The 20,832-nt window shown below is 58.3% G+C and carries 15 protein-coding genes; 4 read left to right on the top strand and 11 right to left on the bottom strand.

Going from position 1 to position 20,832, the window contains the following annotated elements:
* Nucleotides 1-71 precede the first annotated feature (71 nt).
* From silA to ACOTZB_RS01545, 4 genes are read right to left on the bottom strand one after another with little or no spacing between them, the layout of a single operon-like run.
* Nucleotides 72-3,254, bottom strand: coding sequence for a Cu(+)/Ag(+) efflux RND transporter permease subunit SilA (silA, locus tag ACOTZB_RS01560; protein ID WP_421626603.1), 3,183 nt, complete (start codon nt 3,252-3,254; stop codon nt 72-74).
* Nucleotides 3,255-3,264: 10 nt separating this feature from the next.
* Complete coding sequence (locus ACOTZB_RS01555) at nt 3,265-4,515, bottom strand: efflux RND transporter periplasmic adaptor subunit (protein ID WP_421626326.1); 1,251 nt, start codon at nt 4,513-4,515, stop codon at nt 3,265-3,267.
* A gap of 11 nt (nt 4,516-4,526) precedes the next feature.
* Nucleotides 4,527-4,868, bottom strand: coding sequence for a cation efflux system protein CusF (gene cusF, locus ACOTZB_RS01550; RefSeq protein ID WP_421626325.1), 342 nt, complete (start codon nt 4,866-4,868; stop codon nt 4,527-4,529).
* A 28-nt stretch (nt 4,869-4,896) separates the two neighbouring features.
* Nucleotides 4,897-6,282, bottom strand: a complete 1,386-nt coding sequence (locus tag ACOTZB_RS01545) for an efflux transporter outer membrane subunit (protein WP_421626324.1) — start codon at nt 6,280-6,282, stop codon at nt 4,897-4,899.
* A gap of 162 nt (nt 6,283-6,444) precedes the next feature.
* On the opposite strand from ACOTZB_RS01545, the gene ACOTZB_RS01540 reads away from it, so the two are divergent.
* Together ACOTZB_RS01540 and ACOTZB_RS01535 are read left to right on the top strand one after the other, a co-directional pair.
* Nucleotides 6,445-7,128, top strand: a complete 684-nt coding sequence (locus tag ACOTZB_RS01540; RefSeq protein WP_421626323.1) for a copper/silver response regulator transcription factor — start codon at nt 6,445-6,447, stop codon at nt 7,126-7,128.
* Nucleotides 7,118-8,572 (top strand): Cu(+)/Ag(+) sensor histidine kinase, encoded by a 1,455-nt coding sequence (locus ACOTZB_RS01535; RefSeq protein WP_421626322.1) that lies wholly within the window; start codon nt 7,118-7,120, stop codon nt 8,570-8,572. Before ACOTZB_RS01540 ends, ACOTZB_RS01535 begins: the two co-directional genes overlap by 11 nt.
* A gap of 4 nt (nt 8,573-8,576) precedes the next feature.
* Here ACOTZB_RS01535 and ACOTZB_RS01530 read toward each other — a convergent pair whose 3' ends face one another.
* Nucleotides 8,577-9,482, bottom strand: coding sequence for a LysR family transcriptional regulator (locus tag ACOTZB_RS01530; protein ID WP_421626321.1), 906 nt, complete (start codon nt 9,480-9,482; stop codon nt 8,577-8,579).
* A 117-nt stretch (nt 9,483-9,599) separates the two neighbouring features.
* On the opposite strand from ACOTZB_RS01530, the gene ACOTZB_RS01525 reads away from it, so the two are divergent.
* Nucleotides 9,600-11,003, top strand: coding sequence for an MFS transporter (locus tag ACOTZB_RS01525; protein WP_421626320.1), 1,404 nt, complete (start codon nt 9,600-9,602; stop codon nt 11,001-11,003).
* Nucleotides 11,004-11,027: 24 nt separating this feature from the next.
* Here ACOTZB_RS01525 and ACOTZB_RS01520 read toward each other — a convergent pair whose 3' ends face one another.
* From ACOTZB_RS01520 to ACOTZB_RS01510, 3 genes are read right to left on the bottom strand one after another with little or no spacing between them, the layout of a single operon-like run.
* Nucleotides 11,028-12,023, bottom strand: a complete 996-nt coding sequence (locus ACOTZB_RS01520; protein WP_421626319.1) for a DUF2891 domain-containing protein — start codon at nt 12,021-12,023, stop codon at nt 11,028-11,030.
* Nucleotides 12,024-12,032: 9 nt separating this feature from the next.
* Nucleotides 12,033-13,019 (bottom strand): DUF979 domain-containing protein, encoded by a 987-nt coding sequence (locus ACOTZB_RS01515; RefSeq protein WP_047653330.1) that lies wholly within the window; start codon nt 13,017-13,019, stop codon nt 12,033-12,035.
* The gene (locus ACOTZB_RS01510) at nt 13,016-13,738 is read right to left on the bottom strand and encodes a DUF969 domain-containing protein (protein WP_193807045.1); all 723 of its coding nucleotides are present in this window, start codon (nt 13,736-13,738) and stop codon (nt 13,016-13,018) included. Before ACOTZB_RS01510 ends, ACOTZB_RS01515 begins: the two co-directional genes overlap by 4 nt.
* Before the next feature lie 200 nt (nt 13,739-13,938).
* On the opposite strand from ACOTZB_RS01510, the gene ACOTZB_RS01505 reads away from it, so the two are divergent.
* The gene (locus tag ACOTZB_RS01505) at nt 13,939-14,484 is read left to right on the top strand and encodes a winged helix DNA-binding protein (RefSeq protein WP_023311843.1); all 546 of its coding nucleotides are present in this window, start codon (nt 13,939-13,941) and stop codon (nt 14,482-14,484) included.
* A gap of 2 nt (nt 14,485-14,486) precedes the next feature.
* Here ACOTZB_RS01505 and glgX read toward each other — a convergent pair whose 3' ends face one another.
* The 3 genes from glgX to treZ are packed head-to-tail and all read right to left on the bottom strand — an operon-like array spanning nt 14,487 to nt 20,830.
* Nucleotides 14,487-16,562, bottom strand: a complete 2,076-nt coding sequence (gene glgX, locus ACOTZB_RS01500) for a glycogen debranching protein GlgX (RefSeq protein ID WP_421626318.1) — start codon at nt 16,560-16,562, stop codon at nt 14,487-14,489.
* A 15-nt stretch (nt 16,563-16,577) separates the two neighbouring features.
* The gene (gene treY / locus ACOTZB_RS01495) at nt 16,578-19,046 is read right to left on the bottom strand and encodes a malto-oligosyltrehalose synthase (RefSeq protein WP_421626317.1); all 2,469 of its coding nucleotides are present in this window, start codon (nt 19,044-19,046) and stop codon (nt 16,578-16,580) included.
* Entirely contained in the window at nt 19,043-20,830 is a 1,788-nt protein-coding gene (treZ, locus tag ACOTZB_RS01490) for a malto-oligosyltrehalose trehalohydrolase (protein WP_421626316.1), read from the bottom strand. The genes treY and treZ overlap by 4 nt, the downstream gene beginning before the upstream one ends.
* Nucleotides 20,831-20,832: the final 2 nt, after the last annotated feature.

Raw genomic sequence — 20,832 nt, 5'->3', positions numbered from 1 at the left:
AGGCAATATCATTAATCTCGCCTCGTCCAGATGGCTGCGCAATGCCGCAAGACATTGCGCATATGAATAGCTTATTTATCAGGTATTGCTTCCCTCTCCTCTTTACTAACGGCCGTCGTCGTTCTCTTCCTGCGCAACCAGATTAACTTGTACGCCGCCGGAATAATAAACAGCGATAACAGCGGCGCCGTGATCATCCCGCCAATCATAGGTGCCGCTATCCGACTCATGACTTCTGACCCTGCGCCCGTCCCCCACAGAATGGGCAGCAGACCGGCAATGATCACCGCGACGGTCATTGCCTTTGGCCGCACGCGCAGCACGGCGCCATGGTAAAGGGCGTCATCCAGCGCCTGTTCTGTGAACGTGTCCCGATGGGACAACGCCGGCTGAGCCTCAACGGCATGACGCAAATACATCAGCATGACCACCCCAAATTCTGCCGCCACCCCGGCCAGAGCGATAAAACCGGTGCCGGTTGCCACAGACATATGGAAGCCCTGCCAGTAGAGGAACCATATCCCACCGACCAGGGCGAACGGCAGACTCATCAGGATCAGCAGCGCTTCATCCACGCGGCGGAACGCCATATACAGCAGAATGAAGATGATCATTACCGTCATCGGCACCATCAGCTTCAGTTTCTTGTTGGCGTGCTCGAGCAGCTCAAACTGCCCGGAGAATGAGACGCTGGTGCCCGGCCTCAGCTTTACGTTCTGACTGATGGCCGTCTTAATGTCGTTCACCACCGACACCATATCCCTGCCGCGAGCATCGATATAAATCCAGCTCGCAGGTCGGGCATTCTCCGTTTTCAGCATCGTGGGGCCGGATACCACGTTGATATCCGCCACATCGCCCAGCGTGATCTGCTGTTTCATCGGCGTCAGGATCGGCATCTGCTTCAACGCGTTCGGGCTGTTCCGGTAGTCCTGAGGATAGCGAATATTAATCGGGTACCGGGCCACGCCTTCCACCGTTTCCCCCACCGTCGCCCCGCCGATAGCCGAGGAGACAAAGAGCTGCACATCACCCACCGTCATCCCATAGCGGGAGGCTTTTTCCCGGTTGATATCGACATCAATGTAGCGCCCGCCCTCAAGGCGTTCAGCCAGGGCAGACACCACGCCCGGCACCGTTTTGGCTACCGCCTCGATGCTCTGCGCCGTGGCGTCGATATCCGACAAAACGGTACCTGACACCTTGATACCAATCGGGCTTTTGATCCCGGTGGAAAGCATGTCTATTCGGTTACGGATGGGCGGAACCCAGAGGTTCGCCAGGCCGGGCAACCGAACGGTCTTGTCGAGCTCGTCAATAATCTTGTCAATCGTCATGCCGGACCGCCACTCATTCTCGGGTTTGAGCTGAATGGCGGTTTCCACCATCTCGAGCGGCGCGGAATCCGTAGCCGTTTCGGCCTTACCCGTCTTGCCGAAAACAGAGGCCACTTCTGGCACGGTTTTGATGAGTTTGTCCGTGGTCTGCAGGAGCGCGGCCGCTTCTGCCGGAGAGACGCCCGGCAACGTTGACGGCATATACAGCAGATCGCCCTCATTAATCTTCGGCAGGAACTCGCCGCCCACCTGGCTCAGGGGCCAGATCACCGTGATGAGGGATAAGGCCGCAATCAGCAGGGTTGTTTTTGGCCAGCGGAGCACCTTAATCAGTAGCGGATGGTAGGCTTTAATCAGCAGTCTGTTCAAAGGGTTGCTGGTCTCCGCGGGGATTTTTCCCCGGATCCAGAACCCCATCAGAATCGGAATGACGATAATGGCCAGCACGGCCGCGCCCGCCATGGCGTACGTTTTCGTAAAGGCCAACGGGCCGAACAGCCGCCCTTCCTGCCCCTCGAGGGTAAAGATGGGAATGAACGACAAGGTAATGATCAGCAGGCTGATAAACAGCGCGGGGCCAACCTCGACAGAGGCGTTGGTGATCACCGTCCATCGCGTAGCGTTGTCAATCTGCTCTCCCGGATGCTGGCGATCCCACTCCTCCAGCCGTTTGTGCGCGTTTTCAATCATGACGATGGCGGCATCCACCATCGCGCCGACGGCAATGGCAATTCCGCCCAGCGACATGATATTGGCGTTCAGCCCCTGGAAATGCATGACGATAAAGGCAATACACAGGCCAAGCGGCAGAGAGATAATCGCCACCAGCGCAGAGCGGACGTGCCAGAGGAACAGGGCGCAGACGATGGCCACCACGATAAACTCTTCGAGAAGCTTGCCGCTCAGGTTATCAATGGCCCGGTCGATGAGCTGGCTGCGATCGTAGGTAGTCACAATCTCAACGCCTTCCGGCAGGCTGGCCTTCAGCGTCTCCAGCTTATCTTTCACCGCCGTGATGACCTCGCGCGCGTTTTTGCCCGAACGCAGGATCACCACGCCACCCGCAACTTCCCCCTGCCCGTTCAGCTCGGCAATACCGCGCCGCATTTCCGGCCCCGTTTGTACGCGGGCAACATCGCGAAGGTAAATCGGTACCCCGTTCTCGGCGGTTTTCAGGACGATGTTATTGAAATCGTCCATCGTCTGCAGATAGCCGCTGGCCCGGACCATATACTCCGCTTCCGCCATTTCAACTGACGATCCCCCCGCCTCCTGGTTAGACGACTCAAGGGCCTGCTTAACCTCCGGCAGGCTAACGCCGTACTGAGCCAGCTTTAACGGATTGACCTGGATCTGATACTGCTTCACCACGCCGCCGACGGAGGCCACTTCGGCCACGTTCGGGATCGTTTTCAGCTCAAATTTCAGGAACCAGTCCTGCAATGAGCGCAGTTCGGCGAGATCGTGTTTTCCGCTGCGATCCACCAGCGCATACTCAAATATCCAGCCCACGCCCGTGGCATCAGGACCAATTTCAGAGCTCACGCCAGCAGGCAGCTTGCCCTGAACCTGATTCAGATACTCCAGCACGCGCGAACGGGCCCAGTACAAATCGGTGCCGTCTTCAAAAATGACGTACACGTACGAATCGCCAAACTGCGAAAAACCGCGCACGGTCTTTGCGCCGGGAACCGACAGCATGGTGGTAGTCAGTGGATAGGTCACCTGGTTTTCAACAATCTGCGGGGCCTGGCCGGGGTAGCTGGTTTTGATAATCACCTGAACGTCAGAGAGATCGGGCAAGGCATCAACTGGCGTGTTAATAATCGTCCATGTGCCCCAGACGCTGAGGAACAGCGCCCCCATCATGACCAGGAAACGGTTGGCGACCGACCGCCGGATAATCCATTCAATCATCATCGTCTCCTTAATGGCCAGAATGCGCGTCGTCAGCGGCTTCAGCGTGGCGCATGCGCTCCAGCGCGCCGGTAATATTGGCCTCCGAGTCAATCAGGAACAGACCGCTGACCACTACCGACTCCCCCTCTTCCAGTCCGCTACCAATGCCGGACTGCTGCTGAGATTCGTGTAGTACGTGGATCCTTTTCGGTACAAAATTCCCGTCCGCATCAACCGTAATCACGCGCTGTTCTTTGCCGGTATCAATAACCGCCTGGGAGGGGATCAGCAGCATTTCCTGGCTTTGAGTATTCAGCTTCAGGTAGGCATTCATGCCCGGTTTCAGCAGCTCATCCTTGTTGGATACCTGCAGGCGCACCTGCAGCGTACGGGTGGTTGGGTCCACGCTCGGCAAAAGACTCCATTTTTCAACCGGGAAGGATTTATCCGGATAAGCCGGTATCGAAACAGCAAACTGAGAGGTCTCTTTCAGCAGATAAGCAATGGATTCAGGCACTGCCGCGCCGATCCAGACCGGATCCATCCCCTGAATTTGCGCCACCACCTTATCTTTCGAAATATTCATGCCGGTACGCAGGTCAAAGGCAGTGATCGCTCCGTCGATCGGCGCCCTGATGGTAAACCGGGTCTGAATAGTACGGGTCGCGCGCAGCCTCTGAATATCGTCATCCGGCATACCCGCCAGCCGAAGCCGTTCCAGAACCCCTTTGATTTGCGTCGGCGTTCCGCCGGTGCCGGACAACAGCAGAAACTCGCTCTGCGCCTCTACCCAGTCAGGAATGGTAATATCAACGAGCGGCGTGCCTTTCTTTATCTTATCGCCCGTCGTCAGCGGATACACTTTTTCCACAAAGCCTTCCGCGCGCGCCTGCACAATGACAAACTGATAGTCGTTATAGCTGACGTTAGCCGGGATCGTCTGGGCATAGTTCAGCGTTCCGCGCGTCACTTTTTGCGTTTTTAACCCTAAATTCTGGACCTGCGTCGGATCGATACGGATACCGGCATTGCTTTTACTGTCGTTTTCATCCGCATATTTCGGAACCAGATCCATATCCATAAACGGCGATTTGCCGGGCTTATCGAATTTCACGTCTGGCTTCATCGGGTCATACCAGAAAAGCACCTTTCTCTCAGAGACGCTGTTTTCCGTTTTTTCAGATGAATGAAGCGCCTGCCATAACGTCACTGATATCAGCCCTCCCGCAATCAGGCTGCTGACTATCATGGCAGCATATTTTATTTTTAATGAGGCCATGCCGCTTCTCGCTATTTAATGCTCTTGAGTAATGAGAGATTGCCCTGCTGAACAAACGAGAAATTCACGTGGCTGCCGACTTTTAAAGAATTAATACTCTCGTCAGCCTGAATAAAGGTAAAACGCATGGTCATTGCGGGCCAGCCAATTTCCGGGATCGCTTCATGGGAAATCGTGACTTTTTTATTCGTGAGATCAATGCCCTTCACGATACCGGTTCCCGTGATGACCTGCTCTGAGGCCCCTTCGCTGGCAGCACTCATCATCTCGTGCTGATGAACCTCAGCCTGGAGGCCGGCAGAAAACACAATTGAGAACGCACCAAATACAACGGCCTTAAGTGAATTGCGCATCGTTATTTTCCTGTTTAATTAAGTAAGATTATTCGACCCAACCGCCGCCGAGCGCGGTGAAGAGATTAATTTCATTAACCTGCCGGGCATAAATAAGGTCGAGAATATTTTGCTGCGTGGAGAAAAGAGAACGCTCCGCGTCAAGTACTTCGATATAGCTGACAGCGCCGCTGGAATATAACCCTCTGGCACGTTGAAGCGTGATGCGGAGCGAATCCAGATACCGCTGCTGTGCAGCAAGCTGCTGGTTAATGCTGTCCCGCAGCGCGAGCGCGTCGGCAACCTGTTTAAAGGCGGACTGAATTTTTTGTTCGTAATTAACCACCGACTGCTGCTGGCGAATTTCGGCCAGCTTCAGATTGGCCTTATTCCTGCCCGCATTAAAAATGGGAATTTCGATTTTAGGAATAAAATTCCACATCCCGCTCCCTGATGTGAACAGGCTGGACAACTCCGTGCTGCCCGTTGAAAGCCCGCTGGTCAGGGAAACAGACGGGAAAAAGGCGGCGCGCGCCGCGCCGATATTCGCATCGGCCGCTTTAAGCTGATACTCCGCCGCCATAATATCCGGGCGCTGCAGCAGTATCGCGGAGGAAAGATGAGGAGGCAGTTTTACCGGCGCAACGTCGCTGGCGTTCATGCCGCTGTCGCCGGGCAGCGCGCGATACGTGCCGAGGACCAGCTGCAGGGCATTATTGGCCTGCGCCAGCTCCCCTTCTCGTTTGGCAATCTCTGCCCGCGTGCTTTCGATCTGTCCCCGGGCCTGTTCCAGCGCCAGGACGTTCGTACTGCCCGTCACCAGCTGCTGCTCAACGAACGCATAGGACTGCCGGTAATTGTTCAGCGTATCCCGCGCGATGCGCAGCTGTTTGTACGCCAGCTGCTGGTTGAAATAGCTCTGCGACACGTTAGAGACGAGCAGGATATGCACCGCGCGACGGGCCTCTTCGCTGGCGAAAAAGTTTTGTCGGTCGGCCTCGCTCATGTTCTTCAGCTTGCCGAAGAAATCGAGCTCATAGCTAAGCGCAAGGCCCGCGTCGTACTGCTGCGCGGTGGGTTTGTCACTTTTCAGCCCGCCGCTGTACGTGATGCCCGAGGAGGCATTCAGCTGAGGATAGCGATCCGCATCCGTCACGTTGAACTGCGCCCGGGCTTCCTCAACCTTCAGAGCGGCCATTTTTAGATCGCGATTGTTCTTCAGGGCCTCCGTAATCAGCCCGGCAACCTGAGGGTCGACGAAGAAGTTGCGCCAGCCGGTGTCCTGATACCCCGCCTTCGCGGGCGTCAGGCCGTTTCGGGAGAGCGAAAACTGCCGGGGGACAGGTGCTTCCGGCCGCTGGAACTCCGGGGCCAGCGAGACGCAGCCTGCCAGAATAAATACCGTACTGATGCTTAGTCGTTTTAACAGGAACATAACGGTTCAAATAAAGTCCAGAGTAGTTTTAGGGCTACTCTACGCAACGCATCCTGTTTGACGGGTGACAGGATAATGACAATGTTGTCATTTTTAGCGTAAGTCATTGTTAACGGCAGTACGCTCACTAGAATGTCTTCAGCAGCCAGTCAGGGGAGCACGATGAAAATACTGATCGTCGAAGACGAAACGAAAACCGGTGAGTACCTGAGTAAGGGGCTGACTGAAGCGGGGTTTGTGGTGGACCACGCGGATAATGGCCTGAACGGCTACCATCTCGCCATGACTGCGGAATACGATCTGCTGATTCTGGATATCATGCTGCCCGACGTGAACGGCTGGGACATTGTCCGCATGCTCCGCTCTGCCGGCAAAGGGATGCCCATCCTGTTACTCACGGCCCTTGGGACGATTGAACACCGGGTTAAAGGGCTTGAGCTGGGCGCGGATGACTATCTGATTAAACCTTTCGCCTTTGCTGAGCTGCTCGCCCGCGTGAGGACGCTGCTGAGACGCGGAAATACGGTGATTGCGGAAAGCCAGCTTCAGGTGGCAGACCTGACGGTTGACCTCGTGTCGAGAAAAGTAAGCCGGGCCGGAAGCCGCATCTCGTTAACCAGCAAAGAGTTCAGCCTGCTGGAGTTTTTCATGCGTCATCAGGGAGAGGTGCTTCCCCGCTCCCTGATTGCCTCCCAGGTGTGGGACATGAATTTTGACAGCGACACAAACGCGATTGACGTGGCGGTAAAGCGGCTTCGGGCGAAAATCGATAACGATTTTGAACCGAAGCTGATCCAGACGGTGCGCGGCGTGGGCTATATGCTGGAGGTACCGGATGCGCGTTAAGCTTGCCAGGCGCCCTTTTTCACTTGCCCTGCGGCTGACCTTCTTCATCAGCCTCTCCACCATTCTGGCCTTTTTCGCCTTTACCTGGTTTATGCTGCATTCCGTTGAAAAGCATTTCGCGGAGCAGGATATCAGCGACCTGCAGCAAATCAGCACCGCGATGCACCGCATCCTGCAGTCTCCGGTCGATCCTGACCAAAAGAAAATCAGTAAAATCAAAGAGTCGATGGCCAGCTACCGCAACGTGGCCGTCCTGCTCCTGGATCCGCAGGGAAATATCCTGTTCAGCTCGGCGCAGGGGGCGGCACTGCGCCCAGCGATGAACGCGGCAGACTTTAGCGAACACCGCCGCGCGCAGGATGTGTTTCTCTGGACGGTTGAAGACCCTGCCAACCCCATGCACGCCGGGTCCGACATGAAAATGGAAACGTACCGGATTATCGCCTCTTCAGGCACGGCGACGCTGCAGGGCAAAACGCAGGGCTACGTCATGCTTATCGGGCTCTCAATTAATTTTCATCTGCACTACCTTGAGGCGCTGAAAAAGAATCTTCTGGCGATTGCCGCGGCGATCAGCCTGCTGATTATTCTTGTCATTCGCATCGCGGTTCGTCAGGGGCATTTGCCCCTGCGTAACGTCAGCAACGCCATTAAAAATATCACTTCGGAAAACCTGGATGCGCGGCTGGAGCCGTCCCGCGTGCCCGTTGAGCTGGAACAGCTGGTCATCTCCTTTAACCAGATGATCGAAAAGATTGAAGATGTCTTTACCCGTCAGGCTAACTTTTCCGCCGACATCGCGCACGAAATCAGAACCCCCATCACCAACCTGGTGACGCAAACGGAAATCGCGCTGAGCCAGAACCGCTCCCAGAAAGAGCTGGAAGATGTTCTGTACTCCAGCCTTGAAGAGTACAACCGGATGACCCGCATGGTCAGCGACATGCTTTTCCTGGCGCAGGCGGATAATAACCAGCTCATCCCTGACCGGGTGATGTTTGATTTAAGTGCGGAGGTCATAAAAGTCTTCGATTTCTTCGAAGCCTGGGCGGAAGAACGCAACGTTACGCTGAAATTTAACGGGATGCCCTGCCTGATAGAAGGCGATCCGCAGATGTTCAGAAGAGCAGTAAATAATCTGCTCTCCAACGCCCTGCGCTACACGCCAGCCGGGAAAGCGGTGACGGTCTCCATCAGAGAACAGGATGACGACGTTGAGCTGATGATAGAAAATCCCGGTACGCCGATCCCGCAAGAGCATCTGTCGAAGCTGTTTGACCGCTTTTATCGCGTCGATCCGTCAAGGCAGCGCAAAGGAGAAGGCAGCGGGATCGGGCTTGCCATCGTGAAGTCGATCGTCACGGCGCACCACGGAAAAGTCCGCGTGGAATCGGATGCGGTATCGACGCGCTTCATCCTCTCCGTGCCGGGAAAAGTGGCCTGAGGCGTCAGCGCACGGTCCGACACACTTCCAGTAACTTTTCCCTCAGCCAGCGATGCCCCGGATCCCTTTCCATGCGCGGATGCCACATCTGCGACACCGTAATGGTCCGGGTTTTAAACGGCAGTTCAAAGACGTGTACATGCTCGTTCATCGGCTGATTGAGCAGGTACAGCGCCGGCACCATGGCAATCAAATCGGACGCCAGCGCCACGGATAATGCCGTCGGAAATCCGGGCACTACGCTGGCGATCTTGCGTTTCATCCCCCGTTCCGCCAGCGCGTCATCGACAGCCCCATGCAACGATCCGTTCGGAGAGGCCACCACATGGCCCCACGCGACATAATCGTCAAGGCTGACCTCAGGCTGAAATGACAGCGGATGTCCAATGCGCACCGCGCCAACAAACCGATCCTGAAAGAGCCTTTGCAGCCGTATTTCAGGCCCCATATTGTTCTGCACGCCGATCTCCAGATCGACAAGCCCCTCCCGCAAGTAGCGTGACGTTTTTTCCGGTTTCGGTGAGAAGCGGATGCACACCCCGGGCGCAACGCTCGCCACCGCAGCAATTAGCATTGGACCAAACGCCACCACAAAACCGTCGTTGGCCCGGATGGTGAACAGCCGTTCGAGATTTTCCACCTTCAGCGTGTCGGTGGAGGGCTGCAGCACCGCCCTCGCCTCATGTACGGCGCTTCTGGCGCGGTCCCGGGTGGCTTCGGCCCATGGCGTCAGCACCATATGACGACCAGCCCGCACGAGAATAGGATCGCCGGTCACCTCCCGCAGCCTGCTCAGGGTGCGGCTCATGGCGGAGGTGCTGAGGTTCAAACGTCGCGCCGCGCCCGCCACGCTGGCTTCTGCCAGCAGAACGTCGAGCGCAACCAGAAGGTTAAAATCAGGATCGGACACGGTGGCTCCTCAGATGTGGCGTTATGTGCAATGATTAAGTGCAAATGCTGCGTCTTCCGCCCTGTATACCGCATGATTATAGTTTCGTCATCACGATTCTTATCCGGAGTAACGACGATGACGCTATTTTCAAACCTGCCCGGCGATGAAGGCTTACCCGGGCATGAACGCGCCCGGGTGATGGCCGCCGTCATGACCACCACGCTGATGGGCGTCTTTGACGGCACCATGATCAACATCGCGCTGCCCTCCATGGCAAGGGCGATGCAGGTTCCCGCGAACGTTGCGGTCTGGTTCGCCAACGGTTACCTGCTGTCAGCGGCAATGACGCTAGCCATCTTCGCGGCGCTGGCGGCGCGCGTGGGCTATCGCCCGGTGTTTCTTGTTGGGCTTGCTACCTTTACGCTCACCTCGCTCGGCTGCGCGCTGGCAGCAACGCCGGAAATGTTAACCGGGATGCGAATTCTGCAGGGCATCGGCGGCGCGGCGACCCTGAGTATCGCTCCGGCGATCCTGCGATCCGTTTTTCCGGGTCGGCTTCTGGGCCGCATTCTGGGGCTGCACGCCCTGCTTATCGCCTCCAGCACGGCTATTGCCCCGGTACTCGGCGGAACCATACTGGACATGCTGAGCTGGCAGTGGTTGTTCGCCATTAACATTGTTCCGGGAAGCATCGCCCTGCTGCTGGCATGGCGGGCCTTGCCGCGGGAATCGGCCGTTGACCGCACTCCCTTTGACGCGCCGGGCGCCGTGCTCTCCGCCGCGCTGTTAGGTTCGGCGATCATGATGGCCGACAGCCTTCAGAGCGTGGCGCGCCCGATTAGCCAGGCGGCCTTATGCTGGGGTGTTCTCACGCTGGTCAGCGCCTTCGCCTTTATCTGGCGGATTCGGCGCGCAAAAAATCCCATACTGCCGCCTGTTATCTTCAAAAACGGGCGCTTTACCCTCGCCGCGCTGACCTCGCTGGCCTCGTTTGTCAGTCAGGGCATCACCTTTGTCGCGCTACCGTTCCTGTTTCAGAGCGTGTATGGCTACAGCCCGGTGGTCTCCGCGCTGCTGTTCACCCCGTGGCCGATTGGCATCGTGCTGATCGCGCCGCACGCGGGTCGCTGGGCGGATACGATTTCCGCGCCGCTGATCTCGACAATCGGGCTGATGATTTTTGTCGGTGGGCTGGTCCTGCTGGCCACCCTGCCGGAAAATCCTTCCGCGTGGAATATCTGCCTGCGCAGTCTGGTTTGCGGGATTGGGTTTGGCTGCTTCCAGAGCCCAAATAACCGGGAGATGCTCTCTAACGTGGCGCGGGAATATGCCAGCTACGCCTCCGGCGTGTTGTCTATCGTCAGGACGTTTGGGCAGTGTCTGGGTGCGGCCGTGGTAGGGGTTCTGATGGCCGCAGAGGCAGGATCGGACCCTCAACATGCCGTCCATGTTGCGCTGTGGATAGGCGTCATCGCCTCAATGGCTTCGGTGTTATTCAGCCTGAGCCGGCTGCGCCCTGCGGTTCGGGCGTCAGCCTAGACTGATGCAGCGCTGCGCGTTCGTTTACTCCAGCGCCAGCAGCGCAAAGCTCGCCAGCCAGTGCCCGCCGCTATAGTGGCTGCCGACCACATGCCCGACGCTTGCGGCCAGATGTTTCGTCACCGCCTCGCGCAGCGCCGGTTGCGCCGGGTGGCTGACAGGAAGTGCTTTCGCAATATGCTTCATACACCAGGCGCGGCTGAGGTTTAATCCGTCGAGATGGGCGATTTTCGGGTCGGTACGATCGCTCACTTCCGCCGGGTTCATCAGTGCCGCAATGGAGCCAACATCCGGCAGAAACGCGTCAAACCAGGCCGGGAAGTCCTCTGATACTTTGCTCATCAACAGCGCCTCCGTCAGCGCGCCGGAAATATACTCATCACCGCCGGGCTCGTAGTGGGCCGGATAGCGCGTGTCGGCGAGATAAAACCGCTCCGCCGACGTCACAATCGCCTGCTCAAGCGCGCTATCTTCTACAGCTCGGGCGTAGTCCAGCCCCAGCGCCAGGGCAAACGCCGTGTTGTAGTGCGTTCCGACGCGGATCGGATAGGTGAGCTTGCCGAGATAATCCACCAGCCTGTCGCGAATATCCTGGGTTAACGGCTCGAGCGTTTGATACCAGACCGCAGCCTGCGGCAGCGACGACTGCTTTAGCTCCTGGGCCAGCGCCAGCAGCCAGCCGTAGCCATACGGGCGCTCAAACGAGGCGCGGAACGGCGCGGTGAAATAGGCCAGCTCCTTCGCCACGTTCTCGTCCGTCAGGTGCTCGTCGACAAGCGCGACGATCGCGTCACGGCTCGGCAGTTCCGGGTAGAGGCGCACGCAGCGCAGCAGCAGCCAGTAGCCGTGCACCGCCGAATGCCAGTCAAAACAGCCGTAGAAAATGGGGTGCAGTTCGCGCGGCGGCAGAACGTCACCATCATCATTCAGCAGGTGCATGATGTGGTTCGGGTATTCCTGCCGTAAATAGGTTAAAGGCATGCGGGCAAACGCGTCAGCCTGATGTTGCGTTAATTCCATAACAGCTCCTTAGCGAAACACGAGGAAATACATGAGGAACACGTTCACCACCAGCAGGGTTAACGCGGTTGGGATCTGGATCTTGATCACCTGATATTTGTCTTTCAGCTCCAGCAGCGCGGCGGGAACGATATTGAAGTTCGCGGCCATCGGCGTCATCAGCGTGCCGCAGTAGCCCGCGTACATGCCAATCGCCAGCAGCGGCGCCGGGTTGCCGTGATGCACGTTGATCAGAAACGGTAACGCGATGCCGGCACTCAGCACCGGGAAGGCCGCAAAGGCGTTGCCCATAATCATGGTAAACAGCGCCATGCCCACGCAGTAAATCACCACCAGCATAAAGCGGTTATCCGGGTTAACGAACAGGCTCACCACCTTCTGCACCGAATCCCCAGTGTTGGCCGCCACGAACACGCCGCCGAGCATGGCGAGCATCTGCGGCAGGATCACCGCCCAGCCAATGGTATCGACAAGACGGCGAGACTGACGAATGGCGTGCAGCGGCGTGCCTTTGGTGAGCCACCAGCCGGTGAGGATCGCCGCGACGCAGGCCACGCACAGCGCCGCCAGGGTGAGCTGTTTCTGATCGAGCAGGAACACGCCGCCAATCGACACGCCCTTCAGGAACAGCGTCCCGATAACCGTCACCACCGGGATCATCAGCGCCGGCAGGAACAGCCAGTTTTTAAGGCGGTTTGACGACGCGAGACGTTCGTCTTCGGTCGACATTTTATAGTGCCCTTTCCCGACCAGACCAAAGCCCGCCAGCAGCGCGATAGCGATGACGCCGCCGCCAATGATCCGGTACGCCAGCGATTTCCCCAGCTCCTGCACCATAAGGTCGCCAAACAGGAAGATCCCGCCAAACAAGAACCAGAACAGCGCGGTGGTAAAGCGCTTCGGATTGGCGCGATCGCGCAGGGTCATCACAACCAGCAGCATCACGACAAAGCCGATCAGGTAGTACACGCGGTTAATGGTGATAAGCGTCATCATTGCGTGGCCCCCTGCGTGCCCTGCTCCGCGCGCCAGGCCATGACGTCGCGACGGATGCTGGCATCGAGGCGCAGCAGGCGCGTCATATGAATAATTAATGCCGCAATGGCGGTTGGAATGGCCCACAGGCCGATATGCAGCGGTTCAATGCCCGGAATACCGTTCTCTTTCAGGAAGGCGTCGATCAGCAGCACCGCGCCAAAGGCAATAAAGATATCTTCCCCAAAGAAGACCGCGATATTGTCGCACGCGGCGGCATGGGCTTTGATTTTGTCGCGGATGTGCTGCGGCAGCTCGCCGTATTCGTTCAGCGCCGCCCCTTCGGCCATCGGCGCCAGCAGCGGACGCACCGTCTGGGCATGACCGCCCAGCGACATCAGCCCCAGCGCGGCGGTACCTTCACGCGCGACAAAATAGAGCATCAGAATTCGCGCCGAGGTGGCGCTGGCGATCTTCGCCACCCAGGCCTGGGCGCGCTCCTTAAGCCCGTAGTATTCCAGCAGACCAATCACCGGCAGGATCAGAATGAAGGTTGCCAGCGAGCGACTATTCACAAACTTTTCGCCAAAGGTCTCCAGCAGCATCCCGAAATCCATCCCGACCAGCAGACCCGTTGCCAGCCCCGCCACCACGACCACCAGCAGCGGGTTGAAGCGTAGTGCAAAACCAATAACCACGATCGGTATCCCGATCAGCGGCAGCAGCGTAGTACCGTCCATAACGTTTACCCTATCGAAAGTGAGCGTTGCGCGCCGGCGGCTATTTTTTTAATTTGCGGCGAGCGATGTTGTTTTTTGTTGGCAGGCTTCACAAAACCTGCGTTAAAAAGCTATATCTGAACCTCAAAAACATGTAAACAAATTATCAATAAAATGTTCTTATTTTATCGATGAGTTTACATTTCTGGCTAAGGAACGTTATGACCTCGAAAAAGAGTGCTTCACCCGATCGCGACGATATCAACGACGGTCGCATCGTCTCTTCCCGCCATCTGGTGTCGGAGCGCTGCGCGGAGTTATCAGAGCTGGAGTACGCGCTGATCATGACCAGCAACGCGTTCAATAAATGGATGGTGCGCTGCATGACCGCTGCCGGCGAACCGGATATGGGCGCCTTTGACGTTTCGCTTCTGCATCACGTGAACCACCGCGACCGCAAGAAGAAGCTGGCCGATATCTGCTTCGTCCTCAACGTGGAAGATACCCACGTGGTGACCTACGCCCTTAAAAAGCTGGTTAAAGCGGGCTACGTGACGAGCGAGAAAGCGGGTAAAGAACTCTTTTTCTCTACCACGGAGGAAGGGAAAGCGCTGTGCATGAAGTACCGGGACGTGCGGGAAGCGTGTCTGATTGCGATCCACGCGGAGAGCGGTATTGCCGGGAAGTCGATTGGCGAAACCGCGCAGCTGTTGCGCACGATCTCCTCCCTGTATGACACCGCCGCCCGCGCGGCGGCATCACTCTGAAGCTAAGGACGTCTAAAGAGGGTAATACTGCGTCCGGCCAGCTCGTACTCTACGGTTTCGGTGATCGCGGTCCCGGCGGCAGCGTCATCCGCCGTGGAGAGCTCCAGCACCCATCCCCCTTCGCCAAACTGCGGGATCTGGAACGGCACGGTCCCTTCAAACGGGTTGAACAGCATCAGCACGTCGTGCCAGATGCCGTCCTCCTGCCGCAGATCCGGCCTGCTGATGGAGACGCCGAGCGTCGAGCCTTCATCCCACTGTTCGGCCTGCTGCGGGCCGCCTCCGGCATTAAACCAGCGGATCTCCAGCCCGTCGCGCCAGCTCTCACGACGCAGCAGCGGCTGTTGCGCGCGAAGGGCGATGAGCCGTCGGGTGAACTCGCGCAGCGCGGCGTCGTTTTCGGAAAGCCCCTTCCAGTCGATCCACGAGATCTCGCTATCCTGACAGTAGCCGTTATTGTTGCCCTTCTGCGTGCGGCCAAACTCGTCCCCCGCCAGCAGCATCGGCGTGCCGTGGGAAAACAGCAGCGTGGTCAGGAAATTACGCTTCTGCCGCTCCCGGGTGGCGATGATATCCGGATTTTCGGTTAGCCCTTCCTCGCCGTAGTTGTACGATCGATTATCGTTATGCCCGTCGTTATTGTCCTCGCCGTTGTCGGCGTTATGCTTCTCGTTGTACGACACCAGGTCATTCAGCGTAAAGCCGTCGTGAGCGGTGATGAAGTTGACGCTGGCCCATGGGCGACGCCCGCGCAGGTCGTACAGATCCCCGGATCCCAGCAGCCGTGCGGCAAAGTCGTTGGAGACATTATCACCCTTCCAGTACTCGCGTACGGTATCGCGGTATTTGTCGTTCCACTCACCCCAGCCCGGCGGGAAACCGCCGACCTGATACCCGCCGGGGCCAATATCCCAGGGTTCACCAATCAGCTTCAGTCTCGATAACACCGGATCCTGCGTCATGGCGTCGAAGAAACCGCCGCGCGGGTCAAACCCTTCCGGCTCGCGGCCCAGTATCGTCCCGAGGTCGAAACGAAAACCGTCAATATGCATCGATTCCGCCCAGTAGCGCAGCGAATCCATCACCATCTGCAGCACGCGCGGGTGCGAGGTGTTGACCGTATTTCCCGTCCCGGTGTCGTTGATGTAGTACCGGTGCTGGTCCGGCAGGGTGCGGTAATAGCTGTAGTTATCAATCCCCTTAAACGAGAGCGTGGGGCCAAGCTCATTTCCTTCCGCCGTGTGGTTGTACACCACGTCCAGAATCACCTCGATGCCCGCATCGTGATACGCGCGTACCATGTCGCGAAAGCCCTGGATCCCCGCCGGGCCGTAATAGCGCGACGCCGGAGCAAAAAAGCCGAGGGTGTTATAGCCCCAGAAGTTCTTCAGGCCCCGGTCGAGCAGATGCTGGTCGTCCGGGAACCAGTGAACCGGCAGCAGCTCAACCGAGGTGATGCCAAGACTCTTGATGTAATCGACCGAGGCTTTGTGTCCCATCCCCTCAAACGTGCCGCGCAGCTCGGGCGGAATGGCCGGGTTCATCTGGGTAAAGCCCTTCACGTGGCTCTCATAGACGACGGTATGCGGCCAGGGCACGTTTGGCCGGCTGTTGTCCTGCCAGTCGAATGCGTTTGGGTCGATGACCCTGCATTTCGGCGTGAACGGCGCGCTGTCGCGCGTATCAAAACTGAGGTCCAGTTCGTCATGTCCCAGCACATAGCCGAAATGCGCGTCGTTCCAGTCGATATCGCCCACCAGTTCACGCGCGTAGGGATCGATAAGCAGCTTATGCGGGTTGAAGCGGTGACCGTTTTCCGGGTCGTAAGGGCCGTAGACGCGATAGCCGTACAGCGCGCCGGGCTTCAGATCGGGCACATAGCCGTGCCAGACCTCATGGGTATATTCCGGCAGTTCCAGCCGGGCGATTTCGTTTTTCCCGGACGGGTCAAACAGACAGAGCTCTACCCGCTCGGCGTGAGCGGAGAACAGCGCGAAGTTAACCCCTTTCCCGTCATAATTAGCACCCAACTGCTGGCCATGACCGGCCCGAATTTCAAACGTAGTATCCTTTGCCATTTTCGTTCTCCACGATTATTCGCAGGTAAGCAGAACCAGTACACATCCCTTTTCTGACGTTAAATCCAGCGTCTCTTGCAGAATGCGGCTCTCACCGCTGAACAGGTCCCGATAGCGCTTCCCGACCAGTTCGTCGGGTATCGCTACCGTGGTATTGATCCACAGCTGATGATTATCGGTGACATCAAAAACCAGACGCGGCACGGCGACAATCAGCGCCTCCTCGTCCTTAACGCGCGCATAGACAATCAGGTTCTCCTCGCGCTCGCCGGAGACCTTAAGCGGCAGCCAGTCGCCGCAGCGGAATAGCGCGTCGTAGTGTGGTCGAAGCCGCAGCAGCGTGGCGGTAACGAATTGCTTAACGCGCCCGTCTCGCCAGCAGGCCGGGTTGTCAAACACCGTGGCATCCGCCGCGCTGAGATTTTGCACCAGGGTCGGAAAATCCGGCTCCCGCCGGTTATCCGGGTCGACAAGGCTAAAGTTAAGCGCCTCGCTGCCCTGATAGATATCCGGCACGCCGGGAGCCGTCAGCTTGATCACCGTCTGGCTGAGGCTGTTCATCAGCCCGGCCCGGATAAAGGGCTGCATCGCCTCGCTAAAATCATGCAGGAACAGCGCGTTGTCCGGCGAAAGCAGGTGCCGCGCGTAGCTCAGCACCACGCTCTCATAGCTCTCGTTGCTGTCGATCCAGTCGGTGCGCTGTTTTGCCTCGCGCAGCGCTTTCTCGAGGAAGCCGATAAAACGCGCTTCCAGTGATGCAAGCCCTTCAGCGTCGTCCGGAGACAGCGTGGCGGGCCAGACGCCCGCCAGCGCCTGATAGATCATCCAGGTATCGGCGGCGTTCGGCGCGGTGCCGTCATTGAGAAAACGTACCTGGGTCTGGTTCATCTGTCGCCAGCGGGCCAGGTTCTCACCCCAGCGTTCCGGCGCTTCCGTCAGGGTGTAGAGTCGCGCCCGGGCGTCTTCTCCGCGTTTGGTATCGTGCGTGGAGGTGCCCAGCAGCGCGTCGGGCTGTCGGGCGAGACGAATGCGCATCTCCTGGTGGAAGCGGGATAATGAAAACGCGCGCGGCGTCGGGTCGGCGCCCACTTCATTGAGCGCCAGCTCCAGGTTGTGGCGAAAGAACAGCGTGTCTTCAACGGACTTCGCCATCAGCGGCCCGGTAAGCTGCTGGAAGCGGGTTCTGAACAGCGCGGCGGACTCGCGGCAATCTTCCGGCAGGTCGCCGGTAAGAATGTGCACAATCAGACTCAGCGCCGCTTCAGACGTCTCCACGCTGGCGACCACGCGGTTAAGCAGCGCCACGTCAGACGGGGTTAATCCCTCCCGGGTGCCGTAGGTGCGGTAGACCGGAAAGGCAATAAGCAGCTCGCGCAGCGCGTGGCGGATCTCCTCGCGCGGCAGCGCAACCTCATTGCGGCGGGCCAGATCGTCAGCAAGGTTAAGCAGCGTGGTGAATTCACCCTCGAAATTGCGATCGGTCATCAGGCCCTTGGCATCGCGCAGTTCCGCATGGCGATCGACCGTCACGCCCAGCGTCTCGTCGTGGATGGTCTCCAGTCGCGACAGGTTGTCGTCGTCGACCAGCACTTCCGCCAGCGAGGCGATAAACTCGTAGCCGGTGGTGCCGGATACCGGCCAGTCGGCGGGGAGCTGTTCCCCCTTCGCGAGGATTTTTTCAACCGTGATGTAGCAGTCGGGCCCGGTTTTCTCCCGCAGGCGCTGCAGATAGCCCAGCGGATCGGCCAGGCCGTCGACGTGGTCAATGCGCAGACCATCTACCACGCCCGCGTGGACCAGCTCAAGGATCAGCCGATGCGTATCGTCGAAGACCGCGTCGCCTTCAACCCGAACGCCGACCAGACCGGTGATCTCGAAGAAGCGCCGCCACGAGAGCTGCTTCGGCGCTTCCCGCCAGGACATCAGGCGCCAGCTTTGCGCGTCGTGCAGTTCGGCAATGCTTTTCTCCTCGCTGTACGTGCCGGGGTTGAGCGGATATTCGGCGTCATAGTAAACCAACGCGGCCTTGTTCGTGACAGGGTCACGTTTTAGGGCGATCGCCCCCTTCTCCAGCTCGGCCTCAAAGGTGTCGCCGAGGAACGGCAGCGTTAGCGGGCGCGACTCGTCGATATCGAAATAGCGGAAATAGCGGCTCTGCTGGCCGTATTCAATCACGTCCCGCCACCAGGCGTTTTCCAGCGAGGTGGACATATGGTTTGGGACAATATCCAGAATCAGCCCCATGCCGGCCTGCTTAAGCGCCGCGGCCATGCGGTCGAAACCGTCTCGTCCGCCGATTGCGGGGTCAATTTCATTCGGGTTGGTCACGTCATAGCCGTGGGTGGAACCCGCTGTGGCGGTAAATACGGGCGATGCATAGAGATGGCTGATGCCGAGATCTTTCATATACGGCACCAGTGCCGCAACGCGGTCGAAGGTCATGCCATTACGGAACTGAATACGGTACGTGGCGGAAGGGATCATAACGATGCTTCTCCATCAGCAAAGCGAACGACAATACCGTTCGGCGGTAAAACGTCAGTGACTTCCGGCCAGGCAAAGCGCGTCTCACCCGCGAGATCGGGCATCGCGACGGGCTTATTGCCAATATTCAGCGCCAGAGAGAGCGTGCCCGACGGGAAATGCCAGCTCACCGCCACCATGCCGGGCGCGGTCTTGATTACCTTGCCCTCAACGGCGCCGCCATGACGCAGAAGCGGAACGATATGGCGATGACGCAGCGTCAGCAGGTGGCGCGTGAAGCGCAGCCACGTTTTGCCTTCGTCGGTGGCAATCTTATTCCAGTCGAGTTTTGAACGGATGAAGGTGTTCACGTCATTCGGATCCGGGACGGTTTCATCGTGCCCGGCATGGCCGGTAAACTCTTTCGCGCGCCCTTCCCGCACCGCCTTTGCCAGTTCGCCGTGAAAATCGGTGAAGAACAGGAACGGATGCGTTTCCCCAAACTCCTCGCCCATAAACAGCAGCGGGATATGGGGGGAAAGCAGCAGCGCGGCAAGCAGCACCCGCGTCTTGTCGGATCCCGCCAGGGCGATCAGCCGCTCGCCCTGGGCGCGATTCCCGGTCTGATCGTGGTTCTGAATAAAATCGACGAAGAACTGCGGCGGCTGCGTCTGGCACTCCACGCCGCGGGATTCGCCGGTTTGCAGCGACACCTCGCCCTGGTAGACAAAGCCTTCCGCCAGCGCCCGGGCGAACTTTTTCTCCGGCTCAAAGGCAAAATCCTGGTAATACGCGTGGGTCTCGCCGGTGGCAAACACGTGGGCAGCGTTGTGGAAATCATCATTCCACTCGGCGGTGAACAGCGGCGCGTTGCCCTGTTCATCGCGCGGATGCAGGAAAATCACGTTGCGGCTGTCTTCCGTGGTCAGGTGAACGTGACGGTGCGGGATCGCCTCGCGGATTTTTGCGGCAATCTCCTCCAGAATGTGCGTCTCAGCGCTGTCTTTAATCTGGTCGATGGCGTCAAAGCGCAGGCCGTCCAGACGATACTCCGTCAGCCAGTAGAGCGGCGCATCGGTGATGTACTGCCTCACCGGCTCGCGCTCGTAGGCAATGCCGTTGCCCCAGGGCGTCATACGCTGAGCATCAAAAAACGCGGGCGACAGCTGAGGCAGATAGTTCCCCTCCGGGCCGAAGTGGTTGAGCACGATATCCAGCACCACGGAGAGCCCCAGCCCGTGCGCGGCGTCGATAAACGCGTGGAAATCCTCCGGCGTGCCGTAGGCAGAGTGCGGGGCGTACAGCAGCACGCCGTCATACCCCCAGCCGCGGGTACCGCCAAACTGAGAGACGGGCATCACTTCAAGCTGGGTAATACCGAGCTCTGCCAGATACGGCAGCTTGTCGATGGCGGCCCGGAAGGTGCCCTCCGGGGTAAACGTGCCGATGTGCAGCTCGTAGATAACCGTGTCTTCCCACGGCCGCCCTGCCCAGTCCCGGTTGACCGGCTGATAGCGTTGGGGATCGATAACGATGGAGGGGCCGTTAACGTCGCCCTTTTGCGCGCGCGAAGCGGGATCGGGCACCGTCATGCCGTCCTGCAGAACAAATTGGTATTCTGCACCGTGCGTGACGCCGGGTACGTCTGCCTGAAACCAGCCGTTGCCAGCTGCCGTCATCGGCACGTCGGCGGCGGCCAGACGTAGCGTAAGTTCTTTCTGTCCTTCTGCCCAGACGCGAAAACGTACAACGTCATCGGAAATAAACTCAGCACCCCACTGCTTTTGAAATGTCCTGAATTCCATTC

Origin of the sequence: Enterobacter cloacae complex sp. SHL020 (assembly GCF_049236945.1) — a bacterium.
GTDB lineage: Bacteria > Pseudomonadota > Gammaproteobacteria > Enterobacterales > Enterobacteriaceae > Enterobacter > Enterobacter dykesii.
The sequence above is the reverse complement of the archived record's forward strand: the minus strand, read 5'-3'. Positions and strand labels throughout refer to the sequence as shown.